The following is a 12219-nucleotide window of genomic DNA, read 5'->3' as shown; positions in this document are numbered from 1 at the left end:
AAGTAAAGATTGTGTATTATAGATTTCTTAAGATGGATCAACTAAGAATAATGGTTGATCAAATTCTACTGGAGAAGCATCATCAACTAATACTTTAACGATTTTACCTGAAATCTCAGATTCGATCTCGTTAAATAATTTCATTGCTTCGATAACACATACTACATCTCCTGCTTTGATAGTTTTTCCTACTTCAGCAAATGGTTCTTTGTCTGGAGCTGGTTTTCTATAGAAAGTACCGATGATTGGAGATTTTACAGTAATGTATTTAGAATCTTCGTTTGTTGTATTTTCTGTTGTTGCAGCAGCTACTGGAGCTACTGGAGCAGCTTGTTGAGCTACTGGAGCTTGTGATAAAGCAGAAGCTACTGGTACTTGTTGGATGTAAGTAGTCTCAGTGTTTCCTGTTTCAGTTGTTTTAATGGTGATTTTAAAATCATCCATTTCTAATTTTACTTCTGTAGCACCTGATTTAGCTACGAATTTAATTAAGTTTTGAATCTCTCTAATGTCCATACCTAATGTATTGGTTAGTTGTTTTTATTTCGCTGTGTACGCCCACTTTAAGTACATTGCACCCCACGTGAATCCACCTCCAAAAGTAGCGAAAATAATATTATCACCCTTTTTAAGTTGTTTTTCGTAATCGCAAAGTAGTAATGGTAAAGTGGCAGACGTTGTATTTCCGTATCTTTCGATATTCATTAATACCTTAGAATCATCTAGACCCATTCTATGAGCAGTAGCATCGATGATTCGTTTATTAGCTTGGTGTGCAGCTAACCAAGTTACGTCTCCATGAGTAAGATTGTTGCGTTGCATGATTTTTTCACTCACATCAGCCATGTTAGATACAGCATATTTAAATACTGTTTTTCCATCTTGGAACACATAGTGTTGTTTGTTTGCAACTGTTTCTGCACTTGCTGGTAGGATAGACCCACCTGCGTCTATTTTTAAGTATTCACGACCTATACCGTCGCTTCTTAAGTATTCGTCTTGTACTCCATAACCTTCTGAGTTAGGTTCGAATAATACTGCACCAGCAGCATCTCCGAAAATAATACAAGTTGCACGATCTGTATAATCGATAATTGAAGACATTTTATCTGACCCGATTAACAGTACTTTCTTATATCTACCTGATTCGATATATGCAGAAGCTACTGACATACCATATAAAAAGCTAGAACAAGCTGCTTGTAAATCAAATGAAAATGCATTCGTTGCGCCAATTTTAGTAGCAACATAAACTCCTGTAGAAGCTACAGGCATATCTGGTGTAGCTGTAGATAAGATAATACAATCAATATCTTTAGGATTAGTACCTGATTTGCGTAATAAGTCTTCAGCGGCTTTAATGGCCATATATGAAGCACCTTCTCCAGGTTCTTTAAGAATTCTTCTTTCTTTAATTCCTGTACGGCTAGTAATCCATTCGTCGTTCGTGTCTACCATTGTTTCTAAGTCAGCATTTGTCAACTTAGTTTCTGGTAGGTAGCATCCGATCGCTGTAATGGCTGCGTGTATTTTTGTCATATGGTGTTGCTTTACTTTATAAAAACATTCCAAAAAGAAGCGAAAATTACAAAAAAAAAACGAATTAACGGTTCTTTGGTGGCGTAAAGTACGTTTTTTGGGCTATATACCAAAAAAAAACTCTCACACATTGTGAGAGTTAATTTGTACTTTGTCTAAAGTTATGCCTCTACTTCAGCTGTTTTGTCAATTACAACTTGCCCTCTGTAGTACATTTTTCCTTCATGCCAGTAAGCTCTGTGATATAAGTGAGCTTCTCCTGTTACAGGACATGTAGCGATTGTTGGAGCTACAGCTTTGTAATGAGTTCTTCTCTTATCTCTTCTTGTTTTCGAGGTTTTTCTCTTAGGATGTGCCATTTTACTATATTATTTATCCGTTAATAGTTTCTTTAATTCTGCCCATCTAGGGTCAATATCTTTATTTGTATTTTCTTCTTCCTCTTCTACATCTTCTTCCTCGTCTAAGTCATCTATTAGATTAAAGATATCTTCATCTTCATCGTCGAATAAGTCACCGAACTCATCTTCATCTTCATTGACATAACCTAGATAATCTAGAGCTGCAGAATCTAACGTTCCGTCTTTAACACCAGGGTGAACCCTTTTCTGTGGTATAGCCAGAACTATCATTTCATATATATATTGAGCTACATTTAATTGATGTTCAGTAAATGGGATGATTAATATCTCATCGTGATCATCATTAAAGCTGTCTCCAAACTTGACTACCAAATCAATCTCACTCTCAATTGGCATGTCAAAATCTTGGTTTGTCACATCACATGGTACATTTGCTATACCTTTTGCAGTGAAGTGTAACTCAAATAGATTAATTTTCTTATCAAAAAGAACGTTTATTTCGGCATTGATATGGTTGAAATCATTGTAATTGTAATTTTCAAAAAAACTACTATCTACTTTAAAATCAAACGAATGTTTGCCATTTTTTAATCCTGTAAATGGAATTAAAAAGTCTTTTTCAATATTCATGGAATACATGATTTGAGCGTGCAAAGATAAAAAATTATTATAATTACAAGCTAGTTATCAAATTTTTTTGTGCTAAAATCTTTTTCTTGAGGCTGTAAAGGGTTTGCAGCTGCTTCGATATTTCTACTTCTATTCGTGTAAATATCGATAGCTAGATAAAGAGCTTCTTTAAATGAAGTCTCATCAGCCATACCTTTTCCAGCTATTTCATAAGCAGTTCCGTGGTCAGGTGACGTTCTAATTTTGTCAAGACCAGCAGTGTAGTTAACTCCACTACCGAACGAAAGCGCTTTGAAAGGGGCTAAACCTTGATCGTGATAGCATGCTATAACTGCATCAAAGTGTTTATGTGTTCCAGATCCGAAGAATCCATCGGCAGGGAACGGACCAGATAATAATATTCCGTCTTGATTTAGTTTTTCTACAGTTGGTTTTATGATTGTTAATTCCTCTTGACCGATTACGCCACCATCACCAGCATGTGGGTTTAACCCTAGGATAGCGATACGTGGTTTAAATATATTAAAATCTTTAATTAACGTGTCGTTGATTGTTTTTACCTTTTGTTCTATTAACTCAGGAGTTATAGCCTTTGCTACATCTTGTATAGGAAGATGGTCTGTTAATAAACCGATCTTAAGGTCTTCGCTTACTAATAACATTAGTGCTTGTCCTTCTAGCTGTTCGTTAAGATAATCTGTGTGTCCAGGATATTTAAATTCTTCGTCCACACTATTATACTTATTGATTGGAGCAGTAACTAATACGTCAATATCTCCATTTTTAAGCGCCTCAGTAGCAGCTATAAATGATTTGATAGCATATTTACCTACTAAAGGGTCGTTCTTACCGAAAGTGATATTTATATTCTCCTTCCACAGGTTTAGAACATTTAATTTATTTGGAATGATCTGGTCTAAACTGTCTATTCCTTGTATTGCAGTATTGCTATTGATAGTTTTTTTTACGTAAGATAGAGGCTTCGAATTTCCGAATATAACAGGAGTGCAAAGTTCTAGCATTCTATTGTCTTCGAAACATTTGAGTATAACTTCACAGCCTATCCCATTTAGGTCCCCGATAGAGATTCCTACTTTTATAATTTCTTCTTTATGGCTCATAGTTTCGTCTAAATTATTCCTATTTTTGAAAGCAAATTTAATAAAAATAAATGGAGTTATGTTTACAGGTATAGTTGAAAACATCGGAAATATAAAAAGAATAGAGAAAGAACAAGAAAACTTACACATCACTGTATCTTGTGATTTTGCTCATGAATTACAGGTTGATCAGAGTGTATTGCACAACGGGATTTGTCTTACAGTTGTGTCTTTAGAAGAAGGTGGATATACTGTGACAGCAATTAAAGAGACTATCGATGTGACTAGTATAGGTGAGTGGAAAGTAGGACAGTCAGTAAACCTAGAGAGAGCGATGCTTATGAATGGACGTCTAGACGGACATATCGTACAGGGGCACGTAGATCATATCGCTACCTGTGTAAGTATTGATGAAGTGGGAGGTAGTACATATTTCGGGTTCGAATATAAAAAGACTTCACAACATGTAACTATCGAAAAAGGGTCAATCACTATAGATGGTACTAGTCTTACGGTAGTAGATTCTGGTATTAATACCTTTAAAGTAGCGATTATTCCATATACATTAGAGCATACTATATTTAAAGATTATCACGTGGGGACTATTGTTAACCTTGAGTTTGATGTAGTAGGTAAGTATGTGTCTAAGTTGATGCAAGTGAGAGAATTAAATTAAATTGTCACGAAATTTAGTTAACTATTGGTGCAAAAGAGTTTACTTTGCACCTGAAAAACAATTATATGAAGTTTAATTCGCAAAATAGTAATTTTGCAGCTATGACAGATGAAGAGTTAGTACAATTCATAGTTCATAGTAGCAATACTAACTTATTTGGGATACTTTATGATCGGTACGCACAGAAGGTATATGGTAAGTGTTTAGGTTTTGCAGAGTCAAGAGATGTGGCAGAGGACTTAACCCAAGATATTTTTGTGAAGTTATATTTAAACTTAAAGAACTTCAGAGGGGAGTCTAAGTTTTCTACTTGGCTATATTCTTTTGCGTATAATCATTGTGTCAATTATTCTAAGTTAGTCCTTAAAAAGAAAAGGAACGAAGAAGTATTAGATGATGAGAATCAATACGCACTGTCTATAGAAGACGAAATCTCAGATGAAGAAATATTCTCTTTGAGTGTAGATAAATTACAGGAGTCATTAGTCAAACTAGATCCGGAAGATAAAATCGTACTGCTGATGAAATATCAGGACGATAAGTCGATAAAGGAAATAGCTACTCTATTAGATTTAGGAGAGAGCGCCGTAAAGATGCGACTCCATAGGGCTAAGAAAAAGATAGTAGAAATTTATAACTCGTTGTAATATGGATAATCCGTTCAAAAAAATACTTCAGGATGAAAAATTACCAGATTACTTAAAAAATCGGGTGATAGATAATCTCAACTTTATCAAGTTGTCACTTGACGTGTCCGAATTATACACAGTCAAGGTGCCTCAGACATTAGGTAGTATCTTAGGAGAAAAAGATGTCAAAAAAGAAAATGAAATAATCAATAAAATTAAAAATAGTGAGAATGATGGAACTATATAATTTTGAATATCCGAGTCAGATGATCAACTCTGTATTGAATTCGCTGTTACAAGGGTTAATAGGATTTGTTTTTTTAGTAGGCTATGTTTTAGTTTCATGGTTGATTATTAGAGTATGTTCTTATTTACTAAAAAAAATATTCAAAGTAGTACGCTTAGAAAAAGTACAAAACTTATTAAGCGAAAACGACTTTTTAAATAAAGTGAACATTAAGATAAGTGTATCAGGAGTGTTAATCTTCTTCGTGAAGGTGTTCTTGGTTTTTTTATTAGTGGTAGTAGGAGCAGAGTTGTTTGGTTTAGAGATTGTGTCTCGTGAGATCAGTAATCTGATGTTGTATATACCTAAAGTATTCGTAGCGCTATTAATCTTCGTAGGAGGATTATATTTCGCAACATGGATAAAGAAGGCTATCGTGGAAGTGCTAAAGGCTGTGGACTTCAGTGGAGCACGTATGATAGGTAATATCTTGTTTTATCTAATACTAGTATTTGTGTTTATCACTACACTTAATCAGATGGGGATTAACACAGATATTATTACTAATAATATCTCTATCATAGTAGGGGCTATACTGTTGACTGTAGCGCTATCATTAGGATTGGGATCTAAGGATGTGGTGACTCGACTGCTGTATTCGTTTTATGCACGTAAGAATTTAGAGTTAGGGCAGCTAGTACGCATAGATGGGTTAGAAGGATATGTGATCTCTATTGATAATATCTACTTATGTCTATTAGTAGAAGGTAAAAAGCATTACCTACCGATAGCTAAAGTATCTGAAAGTCATATCGAAATACTGAAATAATACTGAAGTTTAGTAGGTATATTAGAATATATAATAAGGCGGATATCCATTGGGTATCCGCCTTACTTATTTAATTTGACCATTTTTGACCTCATTTGGTCTTTTTGGCTCTATAATCCCTTTTTGGCTATTTATGCTCTTTTGTTTTTGATATAACTTATTGTTATTCAGTGTTTAGTGTGGGGTAGTTTTATTTTTGTTTTGATAGTGTTCGGTAATCTCTAGTGTTTAGTTGGGTTGAGAGGGTGTTTTCAAAACCGTACCAAACTCGTACCCAAAGGAAGTGCTTATAATAAGCGTAATATAGTAACGAAGAGTAGTGATGAGAGTGTAATAAAAAAAGCTGATTGCGAATAGCAATCAGCTTTTGAGTATATCGGTAGATAGTCTTTAGTCTATCTTAATAGTTAATACTGATATCGGAGAGTGGTTCACTAGATCTTCACTGATACTTCCGTTAAAGAAGTGTGCTAACCCAGTACGCCCATGAGTAGCGATAGTGATTAGGTCAGAATTTACTTTCTTAGCGAAGTTAAGTATTCCTTTTTCTACAGTAAGGTCATTGTAGATAGATAGGTCATACTCTGTCTCTGTGATGTCTTCTAAGAAGTTATCTAATATTTCCTCGGCTACATGAGTAGGTTTAAAACTGTTAGGCGTGTTCACCATCAGTAGGTGTAGGTTAGTCTTAAACATATTGTGTAGGCGTAGTATTCTTTTAAATGGTTCTTTCATACCGTCTGTAAAGTCAGAAGCGAATACTAAGTCATTTACTTTAAAGTCGTCACCATCGCCTTTGATTACTAATACTGGCGCTTCAGATGTTCTAACTACTTTCTGCGTATTAGATCCTACGAAGTATTCTCTAGCACCACTAGCACCATGAGATCCCATCACGATAAGGTCTACGTTATTAGTCTCTGCGGTCTTAGTCACACCATAAGCAGTTCTGTCTAGTATTAGACTAGTCGATACTTTTATTCCTTCGAATATTTTAGATAGAGCTAACTCTTTTAGTTTCTCTTCTGCAGCATTTTTAAAGAACATTACTTCAGGAGCAGGGGTACCTTTCTGAACGCTGTCACTACCTTGTTGTGGTAAGTCTAGGATATGTAGAAGTAAGATTTCGGCATTGTCAGACTTCTGAGCAATGCATGCGGCTACTTTAATAGCATTATATGCTTGTGTAGAAAAATCTGTTGGAACTAGTATTTTTTTCATAGTAATATTTGTTGTTTTATTTCCATTTAATTCTATGATTTAAAGTTAAGAATATAATTATCAATAGGCAAAAGTTTTATTTGTAATAAAAAAATTAATATCTTTGCACTGTTATTTATTAAAAAAGTTAAATAATGAGGGGACACATAGTCCCCTCTTTTTATAGCATATGACATTAAAAAGTAAAGTACAAGAATTAATAGATAGAGCTTTAGAAGAGCACACATCTATATTTATTATAGATTTTACGGTGTCTGCTGACAACAAAATCACTCTTACTATAGATGGTGATGAAGGTGTGACACTACAAGATTGTATAAATTTTAGTAGAGCTATAGAGCATAATTTAGATAGAGAAGAACAAGATTTTGGACTAGAGGTGGCATCTGCGGGTGCAACAGCTCCAATTAAATTACTTCGTCAATACCACAAAAATATCGGTAGAAAGTTAAAAGTGGTAACTCTAACACAAGAGAAATACGAGGCTACTCTAGATAATGTGATCGATAACCAGATTGTCTTAAAGTGGAAGGCTAGAGAGCCTAAAGCTGTAGGAAAAGGAAAAGTAACAGTGGAGAAAGAAGCTGTTATCCCTTTTGAGAATATCAAAGAAGCGAATGTTATAATTTCATTTTAAAAATAAAAGAAGCACATGGAGAATAGAGATTTAGTAGATTCATTCTCAGAATTTAAAGACGAAAAAGATATTGAGCGTGTAACGCTGATGGCCATCTTAGAAGATGTATTTAGAAATGCATTGAAAAAAAGATTTGGTAATGATGATAACTTCGATATCATCGTTAACCCAGATAAAGGAGATTGCCAGATATTTAGAAACCGTGTAGTAGTTGATGATGGTGAGGTAGAGAATGAGAACTATGAAATTTCTTTATCTCAAGCACGCAAAATCGAACCTGATTTTGAGGTAGGAGAGGAAGTTTCAGAAGAGGTTAAACTAGAGGAGTTAGGTAGACGTGCTATTTTAGCATTGCGCCAAAACTTGAATTCTAAAGTGACTGAACACGATAATACTACTTTATACAAACAGTTTAAAGACATTATCGGAGAAGTTTATTCTGCAGAAGTGCACCACATCCGTCCAAAAGTTGTAATTTTGATGGATGAGGAAGGAAATGAGATCGTTTTACCTAAAGATAAACAGATACCATCTGACTTTTTTAGAAAGGGAGATACTGTAAAAGGTATCATCGAGGCTGTAGAATTGAAAGGAGCTAAGCCACAAATCATCATGTCTAGAACTTCACAAAAGTTCTTAGAAAGATTGTTTGAGCAAGAAATCCCTGAAATTGCTGATGGACACATCACTATTAAGAAAGTAGTACGTATCCCTGGTGAGAAAGCAAAAGTGGCAGTAGATACTTTTGACGATCGTATCGATCCAGTAGGAGCGTGTGTGGGGATGAAAGGATCTCGTATCCACGGTATCGTTCGTGAATTAGGTAATGAAAATATCGATGTAATTAACTTTACTAATAATACTGAGTTATTTATTAAGCGTGCTTTAGCACCTGCTAACGTAAATAAAGTGGTTATTAATGAAGAGGCTAAGAAAGCTAATGTTTACTTAGCGTTAGAAGAAGTATCACGTGCTATTGGACGTGGTGGACAAAACATCAAATTAGCTGGTATGTTAACTGGTTATGATATTGATGTGATGCGTGAATTAAACCCAGAAGATGATGACGTAGAATTAAAAGAATTCAAAGACGAAATCGACGAGTGGGTAATTGAAGAATTTGCAAGAATCGGTTTAGATACGGCTAAGAGCGTTTTAAGCCTAAGTGTTGACGAGTTAATGAAACGTACTGATCTTGAAGAGGAAACAATTGAGAATGTACTAAGAATCTTGAAAGAAGAATTCGAAGATTAATTGAATTAACAACACAACACATTTAATACACTAAAAGGATAATATGTCTGAAGAAAGAGCAATAAGAATTAATAAAGTTTTAAGGGAATTGAATATTTCTCTCGATAGAGCCGTTGACTTTTTAAAAGGAAAAGGTTTCGATATCGACGCAACACCTAATGCTAAAATTTCTGATACAGAATACAGTGTTTTGTGTAAACAATTTTCTGCTGATAAAGGTAAGAAAGAGGCATCTATTGAAGTAAGTGAGGAGAAGAAGAAAGAGAAAGAGGCCCTAAAAATTGAGCGCGATAAAGAATTAGAAGAGAAGAAAAAACAAGAGGAAGCACGTATTAAACGTGAACAAGAGGTTATCCGAGCTAAAGCTGAAGAAATTGCAGCTATAAAAACTGTGGGTAAAATCGACCTAGAGCCTAAAAAAACTAAAGCTTCTTCAGACGATTCTAATAAAGAAAATAAATCTTTTGATAAAGATGCTCAAGCTCCTGCTAAAGAGAATAAGCAAAAACAATCTACGGAGGTTATAGAAGATAAGAAGGAGACTGTCGCTAAACCAGTGGTTGAGAAGGAAGCATCTAAAGTAACGAACTCAAGTAAACAAGTGGAAGCTAAAAAAGAGGTAGAAAAACCAAAACAGAAAGAATCTGTAGCAGGAAGTAAGGATGCTTCATCTAAGAATGTTGATTCTAAAAAAGTGGAGTCTAAACCAGCAGAAGATACTGCTAAAACTGGCGAGGCTGTAGAAGAGACAATTAAGACTAATTACCAAAAACTTTCAGGAACAACTTTTACTGGACAGACTATCGATTTATCTCAATTCGATAAGCCTAAAAAGAAAAAAGAGGATCCTAAAAAAGGTGGTAATAATGCTGGTAACAACGCTAAAAATAATGGTGCTGGGGCTGCAGGAAATAAGAATAAGAGAAAACGTATAGCTAAGCCTGGTACTGAAGGGGCTAATACTACTAACAATAACAGCAATACTAATAATAATGCTGGTGGTGGTAATAACAACAACAATAATAACAGAAACCAAGGCGGAGGTCAACGTAATAACAACAATACTAACAATAATGCTGGTGGTAACAAATTTGGTAATAGAAACCAAAGACGTAACCAACAAGCGCCTATCGTGAAGGCTGAGCCTACAGAAGAAGAAGTTAAAAACCAAATCAAGGAGACTCTAGAGCGTCTTCAAGGTAAAGGGAATAAATCTAAATCTGCTAAGTACCGTCGTGATAAACGTGATGTTCACCGTAAGAAAACGGATGATGAACAAAAAGCATTAGAGGCTGGAAGTAAAGTATTAAAGGTTACTGAATTCGTTACAGTAGGAGAAATCGCTACAATGATGGATGTGCCTATTACTAAAGTTATCGGTACTTGTATGTCATTAGGTATCATGGTAACGATGAATCAACGTCTAGACGCTGAGACATTGTCTATCGTAGCTGATGAGTTTGGATATGAAGTTGACTTTACAACAGCTGCTATTGAAGAAGCTATTGAAGAGACACCAGATAACCCAGAAGATTTAGTATCTCGTGCTCCTATCGTTACTGTAATGGGACACGTTGACCACGGTAAAACATCTTTACTTGACTACGTTCGTAAAGCGAATGTTATTGCAGGTGAGTCTGGAGGTATTACACAGCACATCGGGGCGTATGGAGTAACATTAGAAAATGGTCAAAAAATCACTTTCTTAGATACACCAGGTCACGAGGCGTTTACAGCGATGCGTGCTCGTGGAGCACAAGTAACGGATATCGTTATTATCGTAATTGCTGCGGATGATGATATCATGCCACAAACTAAAGAGGCTATCAGTCACGCACAAGCGGCAGGTGTACCTATTATCTTCGCTATTAATAAAGTGGATAAGCCTACGGCTAACCCTGAAAAGATAAAAGAAAAATTAGCTGCTATGAACTTCTTAGTAGAAGATTGGGGTGGTACTTACCAGTCTCAAGATATTTCTGCTAAACAAGGTATTGGTATGTCTGAGTTACTTGAAAAAGTATTATTAGAAGCTGAAATGTTAGACCTTAAAGCGAACCCTAATAAGTTAGCTGTTGGTACTGTAGTAGAAGCTTTCTTAGATAAAGGTAGAGGATATGTATCTACTGTATTAGTTCAAGCAGGTACATTAAGAGTAGGTGATTATTTATTAGCTGGATGTAACCATGGTAAAGTACGTGCTATGCATGACGAACGTGGTAAATCTATTAAAGTAGCTGGGCCTTCAACTCCTATCTCTGTATTAGGTTTAGATGGAGCACCAACTGCGGGTGATAAATTTAACGTATTTGAAGAGGAAAAAGAAGCAAAACAAATTGCGTCTAAACGTACTCAACTTATCCGTGAACAATCTGTACGTGCTCAACGTCACATTACGTTAGCAGAGATTGGACGTCGTATCGCTTTAGGAGATTTCAAAGAGTTGAACATTATCTTAAAAGGAGACGTGGATGGATCTGTTGAGGCATTATCTGATTCATTCTCTAAATTATCAACTGAAGAAATTCAAGTTAATATTATACATAAAGGTGTTGGAGCGATTACAGAGTCTGACGTATTGTTAGCTTCTGCTTCTGATGCAATTATTATCGGATTTAACGTTCGTCCTATGGCTTCTGCTAAACAGTTAGCTGATAAGGAAGAAATCGATATCCGTAACTACTCAATCATCTATGCTGCTATCGATGATCTTAAAGATGCAATGGAAGGTATGTTATCTCCAGAGCTTAAAGAAGAGGTTACTGGTACTGCTGAGATCCGTGAGTTATTTAAAATCTCTAAAGTGGGAACTATTGCTGGATGTATGGTTACAGATGGTAAGATATTCCGTAACTCTAGAATCCGCTTAATCCGTGAGGGTGTTGTTATCTACACTGGTGAGTTAACTGCTCTTAAACGTTTTAAAGACGATGTTAAAGAGGTTTCTAAAGGATATGATTGTGGTATCCAAATTAAAAACTACAACGATATTAAGGAGTATGACGTAATCGAAGCTTTCCAAGAAGTAGAGGTTAAGAAAAAACTTAAATAATCATATAAAGTTTATCTAAAAGGGCTGTCGTAAGACAGCCCTTTTTTTGTTTATAACTTGATGA

The 12219-nt window shown here is 35.3% G+C and carries 13 protein-coding genes; 7 read left to right on the top strand and 6 right to left on the bottom strand.

The features are described 5' to 3' along the window. Positions 1–27: 27 nt before the first annotated feature. The 5 genes from accB to pdxA form a co-directional block, all read right to left on the bottom strand. Positions 28–516 carry an acetyl-CoA carboxylase biotin carboxyl carrier protein gene (accB, locus tag BMX53_RS02895; protein ID WP_074744556.1) on the bottom strand — a complete coding sequence of 163 codons (489 nt, stop codon included), beginning with the start codon at positions 514–516 and terminating at the stop codon, positions 28–30. 24 nt (positions 517–540) lie between these two features. Beyond that, a complete protein-coding gene (locus BMX53_RS02890) occupies positions 541–1539 on the bottom strand; it encodes a beta-ketoacyl-ACP synthase III (RefSeq protein WP_074744554.1) in 999 nt (332 codons plus the stop codon). Positions 1540–1700: 161 nt separating this feature from the next. Beyond that, complete coding sequence (rpmF, locus tag BMX53_RS02885) at positions 1701–1898, bottom strand: 50S ribosomal protein L32 (RefSeq protein ID WP_006257684.1); 198 nt, start codon at positions 1896–1898, stop codon at positions 1701–1703. 9 nt (positions 1899–1907) lie between these two features. After that, the gene (locus tag BMX53_RS02880) at positions 1908–2531 is read right to left on the bottom strand and encodes a YceD family protein (protein WP_074744552.1); all 624 of its coding nucleotides are present in this window, start codon (positions 2529–2531) and stop codon (positions 1908–1910) included. 50 nt (positions 2532–2581) lie between these two features. Further along, positions 2582–3652: a 4-hydroxythreonine-4-phosphate dehydrogenase PdxA gene (pdxA, locus tag BMX53_RS02875; RefSeq protein ID WP_074744792.1), complete on the bottom strand. Its 1071-nt coding sequence runs from the start codon at positions 3650–3652 to the stop codon at positions 2582–2584. A gap of 58 nt (positions 3653–3710) precedes the next feature. On the opposite strand from pdxA, the gene BMX53_RS02870 reads away from it, so the two are divergent. From BMX53_RS02870 to BMX53_RS02855, 4 genes are all read left to right on the top strand, one after another. Then, on the top strand, positions 3711–4307 hold the full coding sequence (locus tag BMX53_RS02870; protein ID WP_074744550.1) for a riboflavin synthase: 597 nt from the start codon (positions 3711–3713) through the stop codon (positions 4305–4307). Between the two features lie 65 nt (positions 4308–4372). Next, positions 4373–4954, top strand: a complete 582-nt coding sequence (locus BMX53_RS02865) for an RNA polymerase sigma factor (RefSeq protein WP_038985961.1) — start codon at positions 4373–4375, stop codon at positions 4952–4954. A 1-nt stretch (position 4955) separates the two neighbouring features. Further along, entirely contained in the window at positions 4956–5183 is a 228-nt protein-coding gene (locus BMX53_RS02860) for a hypothetical protein (RefSeq protein ID WP_038985962.1), read from the top strand. Then, positions 5167–5991: a mechanosensitive ion channel family protein gene (locus BMX53_RS02855; protein WP_038985963.1), complete on the top strand. Its 825-nt coding sequence runs from the start codon at positions 5167–5169 to the stop codon at positions 5989–5991. Before BMX53_RS02860 ends, BMX53_RS02855 begins: the two co-directional genes overlap by 17 nt. 390 nt (positions 5992–6381) lie before the next feature. Here the strand turns inward: BMX53_RS02855 and BMX53_RS02850 are convergent, their stop codons facing one another. Beyond that, entirely contained in the window at positions 6382–7212 is an 831-nt protein-coding gene (locus BMX53_RS02850; RefSeq protein WP_038985964.1) for a universal stress protein, read from the bottom strand. Positions 7213–7381: 169 nt separating this feature from the next. Between BMX53_RS02850 and rimP the strand changes: the two genes are divergently transcribed. The 3 genes from rimP to infB are packed head-to-tail and all read left to right on the top strand — an operon-like array spanning position 7382 to position 12155. Then, positions 7382–7849: a ribosome assembly cofactor RimP gene (rimP, locus tag BMX53_RS02845; RefSeq protein ID WP_038985965.1), complete on the top strand. Its 468-nt coding sequence runs from the start codon at positions 7382–7384 to the stop codon at positions 7847–7849. Between the two features lie 15 nt (positions 7850–7864). Continuing rightward, positions 7865–9103 carry a transcription termination factor NusA gene (nusA, locus tag BMX53_RS02840; RefSeq protein ID WP_038985966.1) on the top strand — a complete coding sequence of 413 codons (1239 nt, stop codon included), beginning with the start codon at positions 7865–7867 and terminating at the stop codon, positions 9101–9103. A 43-nt stretch (positions 9104–9146) separates the two neighbouring features. Then, entirely contained in the window at positions 9147–12155 is a 3009-nt protein-coding gene (infB, locus tag BMX53_RS02835) for a translation initiation factor IF-2 (RefSeq protein WP_074744548.1), read from the top strand. The last annotated feature ends 64 nt before the right edge of the window (positions 12156–12219 follow it).

Origin of the sequence: Myroides marinus, from assembly GCF_900109075.1 — a bacterium.
Taxonomy (GTDB): Bacteria; Bacteroidota; Bacteroidia; order Flavobacteriales; family Flavobacteriaceae; genus Flavobacterium; species Flavobacterium marinum_A.
This window is presented reverse-complemented; position numbering and strand designations above follow the sequence as displayed.

Excerpts from the sequence above, each read along its gene's own strand:
- BMX53_RS02860 (WP_038985962.1), top strand. The coding sequence starts at position 4,956 with ATGGATAATCCGTTCAAAAAAATACTTCAGGATGAAAAATTACCAGAT.
- accB (WP_074744556.1), bottom strand. The coding sequence starts at position 516 with ATGGACATTAGAGAGATTCAAAACTTAATTAAATTCGTAGCTAAATCA.
- BMX53_RS02880 (WP_074744552.1), bottom strand. The coding sequence starts at position 2,531 with ATGAATATTGAAAAAGACTTTTTAATTCCATTTACAGGATTAAAAAAT.
- rimP (WP_038985965.1), top strand. The coding sequence starts at position 7,382 with ATGACATTAAAAAGTAAAGTACAAGAATTAATAGATAGAGCTTTAGAA.
- nusA (WP_038985966.1), top strand. The coding sequence starts at position 7,865 with ATGGAGAATAGAGATTTAGTAGATTCATTCTCAGAATTTAAAGACGAA.
- infB (WP_074744548.1), top strand. The coding sequence starts at position 9,147 with ATGTCTGAAGAAAGAGCAATAAGAATTAATAAAGTTTTAAGGGAATTG.
- rpmF (WP_006257684.1), bottom strand. The coding sequence starts at position 1,898 with ATGGCACATCCTAAGAGAAAAACCTCGAAAACAAGAAGAGATAAGAGA.
- BMX53_RS02870 (WP_074744550.1), top strand. The coding sequence starts at position 3,711 with ATGTTTACAGGTATAGTTGAAAACATCGGAAATATAAAAAGAATAGAG.
- BMX53_RS02865 (WP_038985961.1), top strand. The coding sequence starts at position 4,373 with ATGAAGTTTAATTCGCAAAATAGTAATTTTGCAGCTATGACAGATGAA.
- BMX53_RS02855 (WP_038985963.1), top strand. The coding sequence starts at position 5,167 with ATGATGGAACTATATAATTTTGAATATCCGAGTCAGATGATCAACTCT.
- BMX53_RS02890 (WP_074744554.1), bottom strand. The coding sequence starts at position 1,539 with ATGACAAAAATACACGCAGCCATTACAGCGATCGGATGCTACCTACCA.
- BMX53_RS02850 (WP_038985964.1), bottom strand. The coding sequence starts at position 7,212 with ATGAAAAAAATACTAGTTCCAACAGATTTTTCTACACAAGCATATAAT.
- pdxA (WP_074744792.1), bottom strand. The coding sequence starts at position 3,652 with ATGAGCCATAAAGAAGAAATTATAAAAGTAGGAATCTCTATCGGGGAC.